The organism is Kluyvera sp. CRP (assembly GCF_019930565.1).
Lineage (GTDB): Bacteria > Pseudomonadota > Gammaproteobacteria > Enterobacterales > Enterobacteriaceae > Kluyvera > Kluyvera georgiana_A.
Genome location: NZ_CP082841.1, coordinates 2,578,894 through 2,599,022, shown reverse-complemented (window position 1 = coordinate 2,599,022; position 20,129 = coordinate 2,578,894). Strand labels below are relative to the sequence as shown.

The following is a 20,129-nucleotide window of genomic DNA, read 5'->3' as shown; positions in this document are numbered from 1 at the left end:
ATCTTCGAGGGTAGCAGGTCGAACTGCTACCCTTTTTTTTCTGGAGTTCATTATGTCAATAGACTGGAACTGGGGAATCTTTTTACAACAGGCCCCATTTGGCAACACCACCTATCTCGGCTGGCTCTGGAGTGGTTTCCAGGTCACCGTCGCGCTGTCCATTACCGCATGGATTATCGCGTTCTTCGTCGGCTCACTGTTCGGGATTCTGCGTACCGTACCGAACCGATTCTTATCGGCTATCGGTACCTGCTACGTCGAACTGTTCCGTAACGTGCCGCTGATCGTGCAGTTCTTTACCTGGTATCTCGTGGTGCCGGAATTGCTGCCGGAAAATCTCGGCATGTGGTTTAAATCCGAACTCGATCCCAACATCCAGTTCTTCCTCTCATCGATGATCTGCCTGGGGCTGTTTACCGCCGCGCGCGTCTGCGAACAAGTGCGAGCCGCTATTCAGTCGCTGCCGCGCGGGCAGAAAAACGCCGGCCTGGCGATGGGCCTGACCCTGCCGCAAACCTACCGTTACGTGCTGTTACCGAACGCCTATCGCGTGATCGTACCGCCGATGACCTCCGAAATGATGAACCTGGTGAAAAACTCGGCCATCGCGTCAACCATTGGTCTGGTCGATATGGCAGCGCAAGCGGGCAAGCTGCTCGATTACTCCGCGCACGCCTGGGAATCCTTTACGGCAATTACCCTCGCTTACGTTTTCATTAACGCCGTGATTATGCTGGTGATGGCGCTGGTGGAACGCAAAATCCGCCTGCCGGGCAACCTGGGGGGTAAATAATGTACGAGTTTGACTGGAGTTCAATCATTCCATCGATGCCTTACCTGCTGGCAGGTCTGGTTATCACCCTCAAAATTACCGTCACCGCAGTGGTGGTGGGGATTGTCTGGGGCACGCTGCTGGCGGTGATGCGCCTGTCCGCGTTCAAGCCGATTGCCTGGTTCGCCAAGGCTTACGTTAACGTTTTCCGCTCCGTCCCGCTGGTGATGGTGCTGCTGTGGTTCTATCTGATTGTGCCCGGGTTCCTGCAAAACGTGTTAGGGCTGTCGCCGAAAAGCGATATTCGCCTGATCTCAGCGATGGTGGCCTTCTCCATGTTTGAAGCCGCCTATTACTCTGAGATTATCCGTGCCGGTATCCAGAGTATTTCCCGCGGCCAGTCCAGCGCCGCGCTGGCGTTGGGGATGACCCACTGGCAGTCGATGAAGCTCATCATTCTGCCGCAGGCCTTCCGCGCCATGGTGCCGCTGCTGCTGACCCAGGGGATCGTCCTGTTCCAGGATACCTCGCTGGTGTACGTTCTGAGCCTCGCAGACTTCTTCCGTACCGCCTCAACCATTGGTGAGCGTGATGGTACCCAGGTCGAAATGATTCTGTTCGCAGGTTTTGTCTATTTTGTGATTAGCCTTAGCGCTTCGCTGCTGGTCAGCTACTTGAAGAAAAGGACCGTATAATGATTACCCTGAAAAATGTCTCTAAATGGTATGGTCACTTTCAGGTGCTGACCGACTGCTCCACGGAAGTGAAAAAAGGCGAAGTAGTGGTGGTGTGCGGGCCGTCCGGCTCCGGTAAATCCACCCTGATTAAAACCGTTAACGGCCTGGAACCGGTGCAACAGGGCGAAATCCTGGTCAACGGCACGAAGGTGAACGACAAGAAAACGGATTTGGCACAGCTGCGTTCGCACGTCGGCATGGTGTTCCAGCATTTCGAACTGTTCCCGCACCTGTCGATTATCGAGAACCTGACGCTGGCGCAGGTCAAAGTGCTCAAGCGCGATAAAGCCGCAGCCCGCGATAAAGGTCTGAAGCTGCTGGAGCGCGTTGGCCTGTCTGCGCATGCCAACAAGTTCCCGGCGCAGCTCTCCGGCGGCCAGCAACAGCGCGTGGCGATCGCTCGTGCGCTGTGCATGGATCCGGTGGCGATGCTGTTTGACGAACCAACGTCGGCGCTCGATCCGGAAATGATCAACGAGGTACTGGACGTGATGGTCGAGCTGGCGAACGAAGGGATGACCATGATGGTGGTGACCCACGAAATGGGCTTTGCCCGTAAAGTGGCGAACCGGGTTATCTTTATGGACGAAGGCAAAATCGTCGAAGATGCTGAAAAAGAAGCGTTCTTCGCCAATCCTAAGTCGGAGCGTGCCAAAGACTTCCTCGCCAAAATCCTGCACTAATCTTCCCGGCGCGCACTCGGCAGAGTGCGCGCTCCATCACGCTTTAACGCATCCCCTCTCGTTCATTCCACTAGCAAGCATTACCCTTGTCACAAAATAACGCGAACAAGGAACTGCTATGGCACTGCCGATTATTCTTGATTGCGATCCGGGTCATGATGACGCGATTGCAATCGTCCTCGCTCTGGCGTCTCCTGAGCTTGAGGTCAAAGCTATCACCTCTTCCGCGGGCAACCAGACGCCGGACAAGACTCTGCGCAACGTCCTGCGTATGCTGACGCTGCTGAAGCGCCCGGATATCCCGGTGGCTGGCGGCGCGGTGAAACCGCTGATGCGTGAGCTGATTATCGCCGATAACGTTCACGGCGAAAGCGGCCTCGACGGCCCTGCGCTGCCCGAGCCGTCATTCGCCCCGCAAAGCGGCACTGCCGTTGAGCTGATGGCAAAAACCCTGCGCGAGAGCGCACAGCCGGTCACCATCGTCTCCACTGGCCCACAGACCAACGTGGCGCTGCTGCTGAATAGCCACCCGGAACTGCATACAAAAATCGCCCGCATCGTGATCATGGGCGGCGCCATGACGCTCGGCAACTGGACGCCCGCTGCCGAGTTCAACATTTTCGTCGACCCGGAAGCGGCGGAAATCGTCTTCCAGTCAGGCATTCCGGTGGTGATGGCCGGGCTGGACGTCACCCATAAGGCACAGATTCACGCCACCGATATCGAACGCTTTCGCGCCATTGGCAACCCCATTTCCACCATCGTCGCCGAGCTGCTGGACTTCTTTATGGAGTACCACAAAGACGAAAAATGGGGATTTGTCGGCGCGCCGCTGCACGATCCGTGCACCATCGCCTGGCTGCTGAAGCCCGACATTTTCACCACCGTTGAGCGTTGGGTTGGCGTAGAAACACAGGGGAAATACACCCAGGGGATGACGGTAGTGGATTATTATTTCCTGACGGGGAATAAGCCGAATGCGACGGTGATGGTGGATGTAGATCGTGGGGCGTTCGTTAATCTGCTGGCGGAGCGTTTGGCGTTCTACGCCTGACGCAACAAAAACGCCGGATGGCGCTCACGCTTATCCGGCTGACGATGACCTATTCTTGTCGGCCGGATAAGACGCATAGCGTCGCCATCCGGCATGCTTGATTACGGCTCGAACGGCCTGCGCTGGAACTGATCGTGGCCGCACTTCGGGCAGCGCGGCAGCACATCCGGCGTGTAAACGGCGAGGTGATAATGACACTTCTCGCAAACCAGATTTCCCAATCCTACCACTTCGCCGCTGTGATACACGCCGTGGTGATTCAAATCCTGGAATACCTCGCGCCATTCCAGCTGTGTCTTATCGGTAATATCCGCCAGTTCCTGCCAGATACTCTCTTTAATCACCCGCAGGAAGACGCTATCGGAGTCGTCTTCCTGGCTTTCGCCGTAGCTCATCGCAAACTCTTCGAGATCGCGACGCACGGCGCGCAGCAGCTCGTCAATTTCGCTGCGCGTTAACTCGCTGGTTTGCGCGACTTTCGCCCGTGCCTGAGCCACCAGCGCGTCGATATCGCGTTCGCCGTTACGCAAACGTTCGGTCAGCGTGGCGACCAGTTCACGGTAAATTTGAGCAACCTTGTTCATCATTTCCTCTCCCAGCCAGTTAACCTCTTATAATAATAGCCGTTATTTGTGGATCGCTTTGCCAGCTTCGCCACAGAGTTCAGAAATTACCCGCGCGGCTTTTCACCGCCTTAACGTGCGAAAGGCTGTTTTGACGTGCACGTTTGGGCTATGCTATGCGGATCTGAAATACCACATCTATTGGCTACATTTGTAGCTGTATTGAAAACAGGATCACTGGCTGCCATGCAAGAGCAATACCGCCCGGAAGAGATAGAATCGAAAGTCCAGCTTCACTGGGATGAGAAGCGCACATTTGAAGTTACCGAAGACGAGAGCAAAGAGAAGTATTACTGCCTGTCGATGCTTCCCTATCCTTCTGGTCGACTACACATGGGCCACGTCCGTAACTACACCATCGGCGACGTTATTGCTCGCTACCAGCGCATGCTGGGCAAAAACGTACTGCAGCCAATCGGCTGGGATGCGTTCGGCCTGCCTGCTGAAGGTGCAGCGGTAAAAAACAATACCGCGCCTGCTCCGTGGACTTACGACAACATCGCGTACATGAAGAACCAGCTCAAAATGCTGGGCTTCGGCTATGACTGGAGTCGCGAGCTGGCGACCTGTACGCCGGAATACTACCGCTGGGAACAGAAGTTCTTCACCGAGCTGTATAAAAAAGGGCTGGTGTACAAGAAAACTTCTGCGGTCAACTGGTGCCCGAACGACCAGACCGTACTGGCGAACGAACAGGTTATCGACGGCTGCTGCTGGCGCTGCGACACCAAAGTTGAGCGTAAAGAGATCCCGCAGTGGTTTATCAAAATCACCGCCTACGCTGACGAACTGCTGAACGATCTGGACAACCTGGATCACTGGCCTGACACCGTGAAAACGATGCAGCGTAACTGGATCGGCCGCTCTGAAGGCGTAGAAATTACCTTCGACGTGACCGGTTATGACAATACGCTGACCGTTTACACCACCCGTCCAGACACCTTTATGGGTGCGACTTACCTGGCGGTGGCTGCAGGTCACCCGCTGGCGCAGAAAGCGGCCGAGAATAACCCAGAGCTGGCTGCTTTCATCGACGAATGCCGTAATACCAAAGTGGCCGAAGCCGATATGGCGACCATGGAGAAAAAAGGCGTCGACACCGGCTTTAAAGCGGTTCACCCGCTGACTGGCGAAGAAATCCCGGTATGGGCGGCTAACTTCGTGCTGATGGAGTACGGCACCGGCGCGGTTATGGCCGTTCCGGGTCACGACCAGCGCGATTACGAATTCGCCACCAAATACGGCCTGACCATCAAGCCGGTTATCCTGGCCGCTGATGGCTCGGAACCGGATCTCTCCGAGCAGGCGCTGACCGAGAAAGGTGTGTTGTTTAACTCCGGCGAATTCGACGGTCTGGACTTTGAAGCGGGCTTCAACGCCATTGCCGATAAGTTGGCCGAGAAAGGCGTTGGCGAACGTAAAGTGAACTACCGTCTGCGTGATTGGGGCGTTTCCCGTCAGCGTTACTGGGGCGCACCGATCCCGATGGTGACGCTGGAAGACGGCACTGTGATGCCGACGCCGGAAGATCAACTGCCGGTAATCCTGCCGGAAGACGTGGTCATGGACGGTATCACCAGCCCAATCAAGGCCGACCCTGAGTGGGCGAAAACCACCGTCAACGGTATGCCTGCGCTGCGCGAAACCGACACCTTCGATACCTTTATGGAATCTTCCTGGTACTACGCGCGCTACACCTGCCCGCAGTACAACGAAGGCATGCTGGATCCAGAAGCCGCAAACTACTGGCTGCCGGTGGATATTTACATTGGCGGTATCGAACACGCCATCATGCACCTGCTCTACTTCCGCTTCTTCCACAAGCTGATGCGCGACGCGGGCATGGTCAACTCTGACGAACCGGCTAAACAGCTGCTGTGTCAGGGCATGGTGCTGGCCGATGCGTTCTACTACGTTGGTGCCAATGGCGAACGTAACTGGGTATCTCCGGTTGATGCTATCGTTGAGCGCGACGAAAAAGGTCGTATCGTGAAAGCGAAGGACGCGGCAGGCCATGAGCTGGTGTATACCGGCATGAGCAAAATGTCGAAGTCCAAAAATAACGGTATCGATCCGCAGGTGATGGTTGAGCGCTATGGTGCCGATACCGTACGTCTGTTCATGATGTTTGCTTCTCCAGCGGATATGACCCTGGAATGGCAGGAATCCGGCGTTGAAGGGGCAAACCGCTTCCTGAAACGTGTGTGGAAACTGGTTTACGAGCATACCGCTCGCGGCCCGGTAGCGGCACTGAACGTTGATGCGCTGAGCGAAGATCAGCAGGCGCTGCGTCGTGACGTCCACAAAACCATTGCTAAAGTGACCGATGATATCGGCCGCCGTCAGACCTTCAACACCGCGATTGCGGCGATCATGGAGCTGATGAACAAACTGGCGAAAGCGCCGCAGGAAGACGAACAGGACCGCGCACTGCTTCAGGAAGCGCTGCTGGCCGTCGTGCGTATGCTTAACCCGTTCACCCCACACGTGTGCTTCACCCTGTGGCAGGAACTGGGTGGCGAAGGCGATATCGACAATGCGCCGTGGCCGGTGGCCGACGAGAAAGCGATGGTGGAAAACACCACGCTGGTCGTTGTGCAGGTTAACGGTAAAGTGCGCGGGAAAATCACCGTTGCGGTCGATGCGACCGAAGAACAGGTGCGTGAACGCGCAGGCCAGGAACACCTGGTCGCGAAATACCTTGAGGGTGTAACCGTACGTAAAGTCATCTACGTACCGGGCAAACTGCTGAACCTGGTCGTAGGCTAAGCGCGGGAGGAAGCGTGCGATATCTGACAACGTTGTTGTTATCTTTGGCGGTGCTGGTCACCGCCGGATGCGGCTGGCACCTGCGTAGTACCACGCAGGTGCCGGACGAAATGAAAACATTGATCCTTCAGTCCGGCGATCCTAACGGTCCGCTGAGTCGTGCTGTGCGCGATCAACTAAGAAGCAATGGTATTACGCTGCTTGATCAGAGCACGCTTCGTCAGGACGTACCGTCGCTGCGTCTGGGCGCGGTTAGCCTCTCCCAGGACACGGCGTCTGTGTTCCAGAACGGTCAAACGGCAGAATACCAGATGGTCATGACGGTCAACGCTACGGTGCTGCTCCCGGGTCAGGATATCTTCCCGATTTCCACCAAGGTCTATCGTTCGTTCTTTGACAACCCACAGCAGGCGCTGGCAAAAGACAACGAACAGAGCATGATCGTTCAGGAAATGTACCAGAAAGCCGCCGAACAGCTAATCCGTAAGCTGCCAAGCGTGCACATCGCTGATGTAAAAGAGAGCAAAGAGGCTGCGGCTTCCGCATCCGATAACGGCTCTCGCGTCTCTACCACTCTGGGTAACTGATGATTCGGTTGTACCCAGAACAACTCCGCGCGCAGCTCTCTGAAGGGCTGCGCGCGGCGTATCTCCTGCTCGGTAATGACCCTCTTTTCCTTCAGGAAAGCCAGGATGCGATCCGGCATGCCGCCGTGAGCGAGGGTTTTATTGAGCACCATACCGTGACGCTGGATGCCAGCACCGACTGGAACGAGATCTTCTCTCTATGCCAGGCGATGAGTCTGTTTGCCAGTCGTCAAACCCTGCTCCTGCTGCTACCGGAAAATGGCCCGAACGCCGCCATCAATGAACAGCTAGCCACGCTGGTGAGTTTGCTTCATGGCGATCTATTGCTGATCGTTCGTGGCAACAAGCTGACCAAATCGCAGGAGAATGCCGCCTGGATCCAGGCGCTGGCGAACCGCGCGGTGCAGATTAGCTGCCAGACGCCGGAACCCGCCCAACTGCCCCGCTGGTTGGCCAACCGTGCCAAACAGAACAACCTCCTGTTGGATGAACCCGCCAGTCAACTGCTGTGCTACTGCTATGAAGGCAACCTGCTGGCGCTTTCGCAAGCGCTCGAGCGCCTGTCGCTGCTGTGGCCGGACGGGAAACTCACGCTGCCGCGCGTAGAGCAGGCGGTCAATGATGCCGCACACTTTACGCCGTTCCACTGGGTTGATGCGCTGCTGGCCGGCAAAAGTAAACGCGCGCTGCATATCCTGCAGCAACTGCGTCTTGAAGGCAGCGAGCCGGTGATCCTACTACGCACGGTACAGCGCGAACTGCTGCTGCTGGTGACGTTAAAGCGTCAGAGCGCACACACGCCGCTGCGTTCGTTATTTGATAAACACCGGGTCTGGCAAAACCGTCGGGCGATGGTCGGTGAGGCGGTTAACCGTCTGAGCGGTTCACAGCTGCGTCAGGCCGTCACCCTGCTCAGTCGTGCCGAGCTCACTTTAAAACAGGATTATGGTCAGTCCATCTGGGCTGAACTGGAAAGTTTGTCGCTATTGCTTTGTCATAAAGCGCTAGCCGACGTATTTATCGATGGATGATATGGCAAAACTACAGGCGCTTTTCGGCGGGACATTCGATCCCATCCATTACGGTCACCTGAAGCCGGTCGAGATCCTGGCCAACCAGATTGGTCTGTCCAGGGTCATCATTATGCCCAATAACGTACCCCCACATCGTCCGCAGCCTGAAGCCACCAGCGAACAGCGCAAACTGATGGTTGAGCTGGCTATCGCCGATAAGCCGCTTTTTGTGCTCGACGAACGCGAGCTGCGCCGCGATACGCCTTCCTTTACGGCGGATACGCTCCAGGAGTGGCGAGCGGAACAGGGACCGGATCAGCCCCTGGCCTTCATTATCGGCCAGGATTCGCTGCTCACTTTCCCAAGCTGGCATCGCTACGAAACAATCCTCGACAACGCCCATCTGCTGGTAACCCGTCGCCCAGGTTACCCGCTGACCATGCAGCACGAAGAGCATCAGTACTGGCTGGACAAGCACCTCACCAGTAATATTGAAGAGCTGCACAACCAGCCGGCGGGGAAAATCTACCTGGCGGAAACGCCCTGGTTCGACGTCTCCGCCACGCTGATTCGCGAACGGCTGGAAAATAATGAACCCTGCGATGAAATGATGCCCGAAGCGGTGCTCAACTACATCATGCAACAGGGGTTGTATCACCACGGCGCATAGAGGAAGCGGCATGAAGCTCTGGTTAGTTCGCCACGGCGAAACTGAAGCCAATGTGGCTGGCCTGTACAGCGGCCACGCGCCAACGCCACTCACGGCCAAAGGCCAACAGCAGGCGCAGCGCCTTGGTGAGATGCTGCGTCAGGTTCCCTTCGATCATGCGCTGTGTAGCGGGCTTGAACGCGCACAGCATACTGCACGGCTGCTACTGGGCGAACGTAACATTCCGCTTACCGCAAACCCGCAGCTCAACGAAATGTTTTTCGGTGACTGGGAAATGCGTCACCACCGTGACCTGCAGGTTGAAGACAAAGAGAATTACGCAGCCTGGTGCGCTGATTGGCAGCACGCCGCACCGACCAACGGCGAAGGTTTTCCCGACTTTTCCCGGCGTGTGGCCGACTTCGCGAACGAACTGGCGCACTATCCGTATCAAAATTTACTGATCGTCAGCCATCAGGGCGTCCTGAGTCTGTTAACGGCGCGTCTATTGGGAATGCCGACCGCCAGTATGTGGCATTTCCGCATTGACCACGGCGCGTGGAGCGTCATTGATTTTACGCCAGAATTTACCACGCTCAGGGTGCTCAACAGCCGAGCGATTTGGCGACCCGATGAGTAATAAAACCGATTTCTGCCTCCGGGCAGGGCCAACCCATTGACACTAATTATTAGACTGTTATTCTCCGCAGCCTGAATCATCCCCCTCCAGCATTTGTGGACAGAGATTGTTTTACAAAAATGGCGATGCAATCGGCATAAAGGAATGGGATGATACCCCGCCTGAAAGGCCGTTTGGTGATTTATTGTCCCGACAATATTTTCAGTTCGGGTATACTGTCAGGCTGTTTTATATCGTTTATCTTCACACCCCAGGGGGAAAACTTGCAGGGTAAAGCACTCCAGGATTTTGTAATCGACAAAATTGATGATTTAAAAGGTCAGGATATCGTCACCATCGATGTTCAGGGTAAGTCCAGCATCACCGATTGCATGGTTATCTGCACCGGTACTTCCAGCCGTCACGTTATGTCTATCGCCGATCATGTGGTTCAGGAGTCCCGCGCTGCCGGCCTGCTGCCGCTGGGCGTTGAAGGCGAAAGCGTTGCCGACTGGATTGTCGTTGATTTAGGCGATGTCATTGTCCACGTCATGCAGGAAGAAAGCCGTCGCCTGTATGAACTGGAAAAGCTCTGGGGTTAAGTTGTGAAGCTGCAGTTGGTCGCCGTCGGCACCAAAATGCCGGATTGGGTACAAACCGGTTTTACCGAATACCTTCGTCGTTTTCCGAAAGATATGCCGTTCGAACTGGTGGAAATACCCGCCGGCAAGCGCGGTAAAAATGCGGACATCAAGCGTATTCTGGATAAAGAAGGCGAGATGATGCTCGCCGCCGCAGGAAAAAACCGCATCGTCACGCTGGATATCCCCGGCAAACCCTGGGATACGCCGCAGCTTGCGCGTGAACTGGAACGCTGGAAGGGTGACGGTCGTGATGTCAGCCTGTTAATCGGCGGCCCGGAAGGGCTTTCTCCGGCATGCAAGGCCGCAGCAGAACAAAGTTGGTCGCTCTCCACATTAACGCTCCCTCACCCGCTTGTGCGCGTGCTGGTGGCCGAAAGCCTCTATCGAGCGTGGAGCATTACCACCAACCACCCTTACCACCGCGAATAATGAGACCCAGGTAGATTAAGCAGCGAATGAAACTACAGAATTCTTTTCGCGACTATACGGCAGAGTCCGCGCTCTTTGTGCGCCGGGCGGTGGTCGCTTTTTTGGGAATTTTGCTGCTTACCGGCGTGCTGATTGCCAACCTCTATAATTTACAGATCGTTCGCTTCACCGACTATCAGACGCGTTCTAACGAAAACCGCATTAAGCTGGTGCCCATCGCACCAAGCCGCGGCATTATTTACGATCGCAACGGCACCCCGCTGGCGCTGAACCGCACCATCTACCAGCTGGAAATCATGCCGGAAAAAGTCGATAGCGTTCAGCAGACTATCGATGGTCTGCGTGACGTCGTCGACCTGAGCGATGACGATATCGCCGCCTTTAAAAAAGAGCGCGCCCGTTCGCATCGCTTTACCTCCATCCCACTCAAAACCAACCTCACGGAAGTGCAGGTGGCGCGCTTTGCCGTCAACCAGTACCGTTTCCCCGGCGTTGAGGTAAAGGGCTATAAGCGCCGCTTTTATCCGTATGGTTCCGCCTTGACGCACGTCATCGGCTACGTCTCAAAAATTAACGATAAAGATGTCGACCGCCTGGATAAAGACGGCAAGCTGGCCAACTACGCCGCGACCCACGATATCGGTAAACTGGGTATTGAGCGTTATTACGAAGATATTCTCCACGGGCAAACCGGCTATGAAGAGGTGGAAGTCAACAACCGTGGCCGCGTTATTCGTCAGTTGAAAGAAGTGCCGCCGCAGGCCGGGCACGACATCTACCTGACGCTCGACCTCAAGCTGCAGCAGTATATCGAAACCCTGCTCGCCGGCAGCCGCGCCGCCGTGGTGGTGACTGACCCGCGCAACGGCAGCATTCTGGCGCTGGTCTCAATGCCAAGCTACGATCCTAACCTGTTCGTTGACGGTATCTCCAGCAAAGACTACAGCGGCCTGTTAAACGATCCGAACACGCCGCTGGTTAACCGCGCCACTCAGGGGGTTTACCCTCCGGCTTCTACGGTGAAACCGTATGTCGCGGTCTCCGCCATGAGTGCGGGCGTGATTAACCGCAACACCAGCCTGTTTGACCCAGGGTGGTGGCAGTTACCTGGCTCAGAAAAACGCTATCGTGACTGGAAGAAATGGGGCCACGGTCACCTGAACGTCACCAAGGCGCTGGAAGAGTCCGCGGATACCTTCTTCTACCAGGTCGCCTATGATATGGGTATTGACCGTCTGTCGGAGTGGATGAGCAAGTTTGGCTACGGGGATTATACCGGTATCGACCTTGCGGAAGAGCGCTCCGGCAACATGCCAACCCGCGAATGGAAGCTCAAACGTTTTAAAAAGCCCTGGTATCAGGGTGATACCATTCCGGTAGGGATCGGCCAGGGTTACTGGACAGCGACACCTATCCAGATGAGCAAAGCGCTGATGATTCTGATTAACGATGGCATCATCAAAACGCCTCATCTGCTGGCCAGCACCGTCGAAGAAGGCAAGAAAGTACCGTGGACACAGCCTCAGGAACCCCCGATTGGCGACATCCACTCCGGCTACTGGGAAATTGCCAAAGACGGGATGTTCGGCGTTGCCAACCGCGGCAACGGCACCGCGCATAAATATTTTGCCAGCGCACCGTATAAGATTGCTGCCAAGTCAGGTACCGCGCAGGTCTTTGGCTTGAAGGCGAACGAAACGTACAACGCCCACCGTATTGCGGAGCGTCTGCGTGACCACAAATTAATGACCGCTTTTGCGCCGTATAACGATCCACAGGTCGCCGTGGCGATTATTCTGGAGAACGGCGGCGCAGGCCCGGCTGTCGGTACCATCATGCGTCAGATTCTTGACCACATCATGCTGGGCGACAACAACACCGAATTACCGACCGAGAACCCTGCTGCGGCCGCGTCGGAGGACCAATAATCATGACGGATAATCCGAACAAAAAATCGTTCTGGGATAAAATCCATATCGACCCCGCCATGCTGCTGATTTTGCTGGCGTTGCTGACCTACAGCGCGCTGGTTATCTGGAGCGCCAGCGGCCAGGATATGGGGATGACGGAGCGTAAAATCGGCCAGATCGCCATGGGCCTGGTCATCATGGTGGTGATGGCACAGATCCCGCCGCGCGTCTACGAAGGCTGGGCCCCCTGGCTGTATATTATCTGTATTATTCTGCTGGTGGCGGTTGACGCCTTCGGTGCCATCTCTAAGGGGGCGCAGCGCTGGCTGGATCTCGGTATTGTGCGTTTCCAGCCGTCCGAAATTGCCAAAATCGCCGTGCCGTTGATGGTCGCGCGCTTTATTAACCGCGACGTCTGCCCGCCAACGCTGAAAAACACCGGTATCGCGCTGGTGCTGATTTTCATGCCGACGCTGCTGGTTGCCGCGCAGCCGGACCTTGGCACCTCAATTCTGGTCGCCCTCTCCGGCCTGTTCGTCCTGTTCCTCGCCGGCTTAAGCTGGCGTTTGATTCTGGTCGCCGTAGTGCTGGTCGCTTGCTTTATCCCGATACTCTGGTTCTTCCTGATGCATGACTATCAGCGACAGCGTGTGATGATGCTGATGGATCCGGAATCAGACCCACTGGGCGCGGGCTACCATATTATTCAGTCCAAAATCGCCATCGGCTCCGGCGGTCTGCGCGGTAAAGGCTGGCTCCACGGGACACAGTCGCAGTTGGAATTCCTACCAGAACGCCATACCGACTTTATCTTCGCGGTACTGGCCGAAGAACTTGGGCTTATCGGTATTCTGATTTTGCTGGCACTGTACGTGCTGCTGATAATGCGCGGCCTGTGGATTGCCGCCCAGGCGCAAACGACCTTTGGCCGGGTGATGGCCGGTGGTTTGATGCTGATTTTATTCGTTTATGTCTTCGTAAATATTGGTATGGTAAGTGGCATCTTGCCGGTGGTTGGCGTACCGCTACCGCTGGTCAGCTACGGGGGTTCGGCCCTGATCGTACTGATGGCCGGGTTTGGTATCGTAATGTCGATACACACCCACAGGAAAATGTTGTCAAAAAGCGTCTAAGGGGTGCTCAATGCGTAAGCAATGGCTTGGGATCTGCATAGCGGCAGGGCTGCTGGCGGCTTGTTCGAGTGATGATGTTCAGCAACAAACCGTCTCCGCGCCACAACCTGCGGTATGTAATGGTCCTACGGTGGAAATCAGCGGGGCCGATCCACGCTTTGAACCTCTGAACGCGACGGCGAATCAGGATTACGAACGCGACGGCAAGAAATACAAAATCGTCCAGGATCCGGCTAACTTTAGCCAGTCTGGTCTGGCCGCCATCTATGATGCTGAGCCGGGTAGCAATCTGACAGCCATCGGCGAAACCTTTGACCCGACCCAGCTTACCGCCGCGCACCCCACGCTGCCGGTGCCGAGCTACGCGCGTATTACTAACCTGGCTAACGGCCGGATGATCGTCGTACGCATTAACGATCGCGGGCCGTATGGCAACGATCGCGTCATTTCGCTCTCCCGCGCGGCGGCCGATCGCCTGAACACCTCCAACAATACCAAAGTCCGCATCGATCCGATTATCGTCGCCCAGGATGGTTCACTTTCCGGCCCCGGTATGGCCTGTACCACCGTGGCAAAACAGACCTACGCGCTGCCGAGCCGTCCTGACCTGAGTGGCGGGATGGGCAGCGTCTCTTCCGCGCCACAAGCCGCGGCGCCGCAAGGCGACGTACGCGCCATTAGCAACGATACGCTGACCTCCGCCGACAGCGGCGAAGGCGCACCGGTAAAAAGCAGCGGCTTCCTCGGCGCGCCTACCCCGTTGAATAACGGCGTACTCGAAGAATCTGCGCCAGCGGCAACGGCCGCTCCGGTGACGGCACAGGTCACCGCGCCTGCCAGCACAGCGCCCGCCGCGACTGCGGCGGTTACTGCACCCGCAGCGGCCGCAGCGGGTGATTATGTGGTTCAGGTTGGCGCCGTCAGCGACCAGGCTCGCGCGCAGCAGTATCAGCAGCGCCTCAGCCAGCAGTTCTCCGTTCCTGGCCGCGTAACGCAAAACGGCGCGGTCTGGCGTATTCAGCTCGGTCCATTCGCCAGCAAAAGCGAAGCCAGCACCTTACAAGGGCGTTTGCAGAATGAAGCACAGCTGCAATCGTTTATTACACACGCCAACTAGAGCACTCAGCGGTGTCCGAATCTTCGTATATGTAAAAGTCATTAACAAAGTCATATACGATGTCGGATGCCTGCCCGCGGGGCATTTGCTATAGTAAGGCACTTTTTTAACTCCATCACGGATGTCGTTGTTCTGACCATGAAGACCTCTTTTTTCGCTCGCTTACTCCTTCCGGCGCTTTCCGTCGCAGCACTGACCTCCGCTGCCCACGCCGATGACCTGAACATCAAAACTATGATTCCAGGCGTTCCGCAGATTGACGCCGAATCCTACATTCTTATTGATTACAACTCTGGCAAGGTTCTGGCCGAGCAGAACGCTGACTCCCGACGCGATCCGGCGAGCCTGACCAAAATGATGACCAGCTACGTCATCGGCCAGGCCATGAAAGCAGGCAAATTTAAAGAGTCCGATCTGGTCACTATCGGCAACGATGCCTGGGCTACCGGCAATCCGGTCTTCAAGGGCTCTTCCCTGATGTTCCTTAAGCCAGGCATGCAGGTCCCGGTTTCGCAGCTGATCCGCGGGATTAACCTGCAGTCGGGTAACGATGCCTGCGTGGCGATGGCCGACTACGTCGCCGGCAGCCAGGACGCTTTCGTTGGCCTGATGAACAGCTACGTCAACGCGCTTGGCCTGAAAAACACCCACTTCCAGACCGTACATGGCCTGGATGCTGATGGTCAGTACAGTTCCGCACGCGATATGGCGATGATTGGCCAGGCGCTGATCCGCGACGTGCCGAACGAATACACCATCTATAAAGAAAAAGAGTTCACCTTTAACGGCATCCGTCAGTTGAACCGTAACGGTCTGCTGTGGGACAACAGTCTGAATGTTGACGGTATCAAAACCGGCCACACCGATAAAGCGGGCTACAACCTGGTGGCTTCCGCAACCGAAGGCCAGATGCGCCTTGTCTCCGCCGTCATGGGCGGCCGTACCTTCAAAGGTCGTGAAACCGAGAGCAAGAAGCTGCTGACCTGGGGCTTCCGCTTCTTCGAAACGGTGAACCCGATTAAAGCCGGTAAAGAGTTCGCCTCTGAACCTGCCTGGTTTGGTGATACTGACCGCGCCTCGTTAGGCGTAGACAAAGACGTCTACCTGACCATCCCGCGTGGCCGTATGAAAGACCTCAAGGCAAGCTATGTGCTGACCACCAGCGAGCTGCACGCGCCGCTGCAGAAAAACCAGGTTGTTGGAACCATCAATTTCCAGCTCGACGGCAAAATCATCGACCAGCGTCCGCTGGTAGTGCTGCAGGAAATTCCTGAAGGCAACTTCTTTGGCAAAATCATTGATTACATTAAATTAATGTTCCATCACTGGTTTGGTTAAAAATCACCCACTTGAAAGTGTGATTTCCATCCCCATATACTATGCATAGCTAAAATAACTCCCGCTAACCATGCGGGAGTTATTCTTTTTTAACACTGGAGCTGACATGAAAACCAAACTGAACGAACTGCTTGAATTCCCTACACCGTTTACTTACAAAGTAATGGGTCTGGCGAAACCAGAGCTGGTTGACCTGGTGGTTGAAGTGGTACAGCGCCATGCGCCAGGTGACTACTCTCCGCAGATAAAACCGAGCAGCAAAGGCAATTACCACTCGGTGTCCATTACCATCAATGCTACCCACATTGAGCAGGTTGAGACGCTGTACGAAGAGCTGGGCAATATTGAAATTGTCCGTATGGTGCTGTAATCGCATCTCCGTTACCCGGCACTGCCGGGTAACGCTTCTCCCCTCCTCCCTGTGATATACTCTGCGTCCATCATTTCCCCTCTGCGGAGACGCTGTTTTGGATTTTAATACTCTCCTCATCCGTCAACTGGGCCTACAGCCTTACGAACCCATTTCTCAGGCGATGCACGACTTCACCGACAACCGCGATGAATCCACGCTGGACGAGATTTGGCTGGTTGAGCATCAGCCGGTTTTCACGCAGGGTCAGGCGGGTAAAGCTGAACATGTGCTGGTGCCCGGCGACATTCCGGTCATCCAAAGCGATCGCGGCGGCCAGGTAACCTACCACGGGCCGGGCCAGCAGGTGATGTACGTTCTGCTGAACCTGAAGCGCCGCAAGCTGGGCGTACGCGAACTGGTAACGCTGCTGGAGCAAACCGTCGTCAACACGTTAGCTGAGCTGGGTATTGAGGCACATCCGCGCGCCGATGCGCCGGGCGTCTATGTGGGCGAGAAAAAGATCTGCTCGCTGGGGCTGCGAATCCGTAAAGGCTGCTCTTTCCATGGACTGGCGCTGAATATCGCTATGGACTTATCCCCTTTCCTGCGCATTAACCCTTGTGGCTATGCCGGTATGGAGATGACCCAGGTTTCACAATGGGTGAGTGAAGCGAAGCCGGAAAATATATCCCCAACGCTTGTCAAACATTTTTTAGCGTTGCTAAACAATCCTCCGCACGAATATATCTCTGCTTAATATATTATACATCGCGACCCAATATTGCATTGGGTCGTTAACTCTCTCCATCGCACGCCTTTTATAACGCCGTCAAGTTTCTCTCTTCTTTCAGAGATTCATGTTCTGAAAATGAAGACTGGTTCTCATTTTTTTGCAAAATCACGACAACGATATACACTTAATAAAGCATTAGAATCATTAATGCATTGACCCATAAAGAAAATTTCCATTTCCATCTTGCAGTAAGATGGACTCACCAATCATAATAATAATGAAATCATCAACTATCATTCATGGAGTGAATGAATATGGAGTGAGCAGTGTGGATTATAACAATAAGCCTGAAAATAAAATAAATATGAATGCCGATAATGATACGCCACAAATCTTTCGCACCCTGCGTAATATAGACCTTAACTTATTGACCATATTTGAAGCAGTCTATGTGCATAAAGGCATCGTCAATGCGGCGAAAATCCTGAATCTCACGCCATCGGCCATTAGCCAATCCATCCAGAAACTTCGTCTCCTGTTTCCCGACCCGTTGTTCATTCGCAAAGGACAGGGCGTCACGCCAACGGCCTACGCAACACACCTGCATGAATACATCAGCCAGGGTCTGGAGTCGATACTGGGCGCGCTGGATCTCGACGGCAGCTATGACAAGCAGCGAGTTATCACTATCGGTACGGCGGCATCCGTTGGCGCTATCGTTATGCCGGTTATCTATCAGGTTGTAAAACAAACCTACCCACAGGTACTGCTGCGCAACGTCGCCGTGACCGATGCCAACACGCAGCTCAGCCAGTTCCAGACGGATTTGGTCATTGACAACCACGAGCATAACAACCCGCGCACGCTGGGCCGTCATGCGCTATTTAGCGATAAACTGGTGCTGGTCTGTCGCCATAACCACCCGGCGCTTAACGAAGAGACATCGGTTGATACCCTGATGCAGTATGAACATACGCTGCTGACAATGGATGGTGCGGGGCAAAACGATCAGTATAAGCGCATTCGCGACATGCTCCCCGATCGCCAGGTTAGCGTAAGCAGTTACAACCTGTTCACTATCGCGTCACTGATCGCCTCAAGCGACCTGATTGGCATTATGCCGCTACGCTTCTACCACATCTTTAAGCAGTGCTGGCCGCTGTGCACGTTGGACTTTGCCCCGCTACAGCAGGAACACGTCGACTTTTCATTGCATTACAACAAACTCAGTCTGCGGGACCCGGTCATGCAAAACATTATCAACGTTATCCAGCAAGCGTTCTGATTCACTTGCCCCCTACTTCGCCTTGCCGGCAAAAAAGCATTATTCAACAACTATTTTACAATTTGCCGGCCAGGCAGGCTGCTTTAAACCCCGTTTCAATGGTATACTGCGTGTCATTAATTCAAAAATAGTTGATAAATACAACATTCCCTTGAATTGAAACGCTTTCCCTCGATACTCGGAACTGGAACACGTACGCTATGAGTAAACCCATTGTGATGGAACGCGGTGTTAAGTACCGCGACGCCGATAAAATGGCCCTTATCCCGGTTAAAAACGTGGCAACAGAGCGCGAAGCGCTGCTGCGAAAACCGGAATGGATGAAAATTAAACTTCCGGCAGACTCTTCCCGTATCCAGGGTATCAAAGCGGCCATGCGCAAGAATGGTCTGCACTCCGTGTGTGAAGAAGCCTCCTGCCCGAACCTGGCGGAATGCTTCAACCACGGTACCGCCACCTTTATGATCCTCGGTGCTATTTGTACCCGTCGCTGCCCATTCTGCGACGTGGCCCACGGTCGCCCGGTTGCGCCTGATGCCAATGAACCGCAGAAGCTGGCGCAGACCATTGCCGATATGGCGTTGCGATATGTCGTGATCACCTCCGTGGATCGTGACGATCTGCGCGACGGCGGTGCTCAGCACTTCGCCGACTGCATCTCCGCCATTCGTGAGAAAAGCCCAAGCATTAAGATTGAAACGCTGGTGCCCGACTTCCGTGGCCGTATGGACCGCGCCTTAGAGATCCTGACCGAGACGCCACCCGACGTGTTTAACCACAACCTGGAAAACGTGCCGCGTATTTACCGTCAGGTTCGTCCAGGCGCAGATTACAACTGGTCCCTGAAGTTACTGGAACGTTTTAAAGAAGCGCACCCGGATATCCCAACCAAATCCGGTCTGATGGTCGGCCTCGGTGAAACCAACGCTGAAATCATCGAAGTTATGCGCGATCTGCGCCGCCACGGCGTCACGATGCTGACGCTGGGCCAGTACCTGCAGCCAAGCCGTCACCACCTGCCGGTGCAGCGCTACGTTAGCCCGGACGAGTTTGAAGAAATGAAAGCTGAAGCGCTGGCGATGGGCTTTACCCACGCGGCATGCGGCCCGTTCGTGCGTTCATCCTACCATGCGGATCTTCAGGCTAAGGGCCTGGAAGTGAAGTAAGGCCACCGCCTGACGCAAAAAAGCCGCTCTCTTTCGACAGCGGCTTTTTTATTACCCATTATTGAAATAAATTATTTCAATAAAATACATTCAGAAACCTGATTCCATAAAAAAGGGCCACAGCATCGTCATGCTGAAGCCCCTTCCACAGACCATCGGGTCCGGGCATGGCACGCGCTGATCGGCACGCCATGTTAAACGCTGCCCTGCTTACTCTTTATGAGAGAGTTTTTCTGCCGGAGTCTCGTCTGCGCTTTTCTGCGCGGTGGTTTCATCATCATTCATGGCTTTCTTAAAGCCTTTGATTGCTGAACCCAGATCTCCACCCAGAGTCCGTAATTTCTTGGTACCAAACACCAGAATAATCAGTGCTGCCACTACCAGTAGTTTGGTAATACTAATCTCACCCATAGATACCTTCTTCTCAAAAACAGGCTGCAGAATGCGCCATATCACCGTAGTTTATTAACGGTCATCTGACGCGTGCACACAATAGCAATCTGTAACAAGGTGAAT

The 20,129-nt window shown here is 54.9% G+C and carries 21 protein-coding genes; 19 read left to right on the top strand and 2 right to left on the bottom strand.

The annotated features are described in order from the left end of the window. Positions 1 to 52: 52 nt before the first annotated feature. The 4 genes from K7B04_RS12200 (at position 53) to rihA (ending at position 3,246) form a co-directional block, all read left to right on the top strand. Positions 53 to 793, top strand: a complete 741-nt coding sequence (locus K7B04_RS12200) for an amino acid ABC transporter permease (RefSeq protein ID WP_163446139.1) — start codon at positions 53 to 55, stop codon at positions 791 to 793. Further along, positions 793 to 1,467, top strand: coding sequence for a glutamate/aspartate ABC transporter permease GltK (gltK, locus tag K7B04_RS12195; protein ID WP_065355520.1), 675 nt, complete (start codon positions 793 to 795; stop codon positions 1,465 to 1,467). Before K7B04_RS12200 ends, gltK begins: the two co-directional genes overlap by 1 nt. Next, on the top strand, positions 1,467 to 2,192 hold the full coding sequence (locus K7B04_RS12190) for an amino acid ABC transporter ATP-binding protein (RefSeq protein WP_163446140.1): 726 nt from the start codon (positions 1,467 to 1,469) through the stop codon (positions 2,190 to 2,192). The genes gltK and K7B04_RS12190 overlap by 1 nt, the downstream gene beginning before the upstream one ends. 118 nt (positions 2,193 to 2,310) lie before the next feature. Continuing rightward, complete coding sequence (rihA, locus tag K7B04_RS12185) at positions 2,311 to 3,246, top strand: pyrimidine-specific ribonucleoside hydrolase RihA (RefSeq protein ID WP_223802172.1); 936 nt, start codon at positions 2,311 to 2,313, stop codon at positions 3,244 to 3,246. 101 nt (positions 3,247 to 3,347) lie between these two features. On the opposite strand, the gene K7B04_RS12180 is transcribed toward rihA, so the two are convergent. Beyond that, positions 3,348 to 3,830 (bottom strand): zinc ribbon-containing protein, encoded by a 483-nt coding sequence (locus K7B04_RS12180; protein ID WP_163446142.1) that lies wholly within the window; start codon positions 3,828 to 3,830, stop codon positions 3,348 to 3,350. Between the two features lie 225 nt (positions 3,831 to 4,055). Between K7B04_RS12180 and leuS the strand changes: the two genes are divergently transcribed. The 15 genes from leuS (at position 4,056) to lipA (ending at position 19,613) form a co-directional block, all read left to right on the top strand. Beyond that, a complete protein-coding gene (gene leuS / locus K7B04_RS12175; RefSeq protein WP_223802171.1) occupies positions 4,056 to 6,638 on the top strand; it encodes a leucine--tRNA ligase in 2,583 nt (860 codons plus the stop codon). A gap of 14 nt (positions 6,639 to 6,652) precedes the next feature. Continuing rightward, entirely contained in the window at positions 6,653 to 7,225 is a 573-nt protein-coding gene (gene lptE, locus K7B04_RS12170; protein ID WP_163446144.1) for an LPS assembly lipoprotein LptE, read from the top strand. Then, complete coding sequence (gene holA / locus K7B04_RS12165) at positions 7,225 to 8,256, top strand: DNA polymerase III subunit delta (protein ID WP_223802170.1); 1,032 nt, start codon at positions 7,225 to 7,227, stop codon at positions 8,254 to 8,256. The genes lptE and holA overlap by 1 nt, the downstream gene beginning before the upstream one ends. After that, complete coding sequence (gene nadD, locus K7B04_RS12160) at positions 8,249 to 8,908, top strand: nicotinate-nucleotide adenylyltransferase (protein WP_191091008.1); 660 nt, start codon at positions 8,249 to 8,251, stop codon at positions 8,906 to 8,908. The genes holA and nadD overlap by 8 nt, the downstream gene beginning before the upstream one ends. A 10-nt stretch (positions 8,909 to 8,918) precedes the next feature. Then, positions 8,919 to 9,527: an adenosylcobalamin/alpha-ribazole phosphatase gene (locus tag K7B04_RS12155; RefSeq protein WP_223802169.1), complete on the top strand. Its 609-nt coding sequence runs from the start codon at positions 8,919 to 8,921 to the stop codon at positions 9,525 to 9,527. Positions 9,528 to 9,790: 263 nt separating this feature from the next. Beyond that, entirely contained in the window at positions 9,791 to 10,108 is a 318-nt protein-coding gene (gene rsfS, locus K7B04_RS12150; RefSeq protein WP_064548405.1) for a ribosome silencing factor, read from the top strand. Between the two features lie 3 nt (positions 10,109 to 10,111). Continuing rightward, positions 10,112 to 10,579 (top strand): 23S rRNA (pseudouridine(1915)-N(3))-methyltransferase RlmH, encoded by a 468-nt coding sequence (gene rlmH / locus K7B04_RS12145; protein ID WP_064548242.1) that lies wholly within the window; start codon positions 10,112 to 10,114, stop codon positions 10,577 to 10,579. 26 nt (positions 10,580 to 10,605) lie between these two features. Further along, positions 10,606 to 12,507 carry a peptidoglycan DD-transpeptidase MrdA gene (gene mrdA, locus K7B04_RS12140; protein WP_163446148.1) on the top strand — a complete coding sequence of 634 codons (1,902 nt, stop codon included), beginning with the start codon at positions 10,606 to 10,608 and terminating at the stop codon, positions 12,505 to 12,507. A 2-nt stretch (positions 12,508 to 12,509) separates the two neighbouring features. Continuing rightward, positions 12,510 to 13,622, top strand: a complete 1,113-nt coding sequence (mrdB, locus tag K7B04_RS12135; protein WP_064548238.1) for a peptidoglycan glycosyltransferase MrdB — start codon at positions 12,510 to 12,512, stop codon at positions 13,620 to 13,622. A gap of 10 nt (positions 13,623 to 13,632) precedes the next feature. Further along, positions 13,633 to 14,739 (top strand): endolytic peptidoglycan transglycosylase RlpA, encoded by a 1,107-nt coding sequence (gene rlpA / locus K7B04_RS12130; RefSeq protein WP_223802168.1) that lies wholly within the window; start codon positions 13,633 to 13,635, stop codon positions 14,737 to 14,739. Positions 14,740 to 14,877: 138 nt separating this feature from the next. Beyond that, positions 14,878 to 16,077 carry a D-alanyl-D-alanine carboxypeptidase DacA gene (gene dacA, locus K7B04_RS12125; protein WP_163446151.1) on the top strand — a complete coding sequence of 400 codons (1,200 nt, stop codon included), beginning with the start codon at positions 14,878 to 14,880 and terminating at the stop codon, positions 16,075 to 16,077. A gap of 106 nt (positions 16,078 to 16,183) precedes the next feature. Then, the gene (gene ybeD / locus K7B04_RS12120) at positions 16,184 to 16,447 is read left to right on the top strand and encodes a DUF493 family protein YbeD (RefSeq protein WP_035894333.1); all 264 of its coding nucleotides are present in this window, start codon (positions 16,184 to 16,186) and stop codon (positions 16,445 to 16,447) included. A 97-nt stretch (positions 16,448 to 16,544) separates the two neighbouring features. After that, positions 16,545 to 17,186: a lipoyl(octanoyl) transferase LipB gene (gene lipB, locus K7B04_RS12115; RefSeq protein ID WP_223802167.1), complete on the top strand. Its 642-nt coding sequence runs from the start codon at positions 16,545 to 16,547 to the stop codon at positions 17,184 to 17,186. A 304-nt stretch (positions 17,187 to 17,490) separates the two neighbouring features. After that, positions 17,491 to 18,447 (top strand): YbeF family transcriptional regulator, encoded by a 957-nt coding sequence (locus K7B04_RS12110; protein WP_223802166.1) that lies wholly within the window; start codon positions 17,491 to 17,493, stop codon positions 18,445 to 18,447. A gap of 200 nt (positions 18,448 to 18,647) precedes the next feature. Further along, entirely contained in the window at positions 18,648 to 19,613 is a 966-nt protein-coding gene (gene lipA / locus K7B04_RS12105) for a lipoyl synthase (protein ID WP_064548228.1), read from the top strand. A gap of 210 nt (positions 19,614 to 19,823) precedes the next feature. Here the strand turns inward: lipA and tatE are convergent, their stop codons facing one another. Beyond that, complete coding sequence (tatE, locus tag K7B04_RS12100; protein ID WP_052284794.1) at positions 19,824 to 20,024, bottom strand: twin-arginine translocase subunit TatE; 201 nt, start codon at positions 20,022 to 20,024, stop codon at positions 19,824 to 19,826. Positions 20,025 to 20,129: the final 105 nt, after the last annotated feature.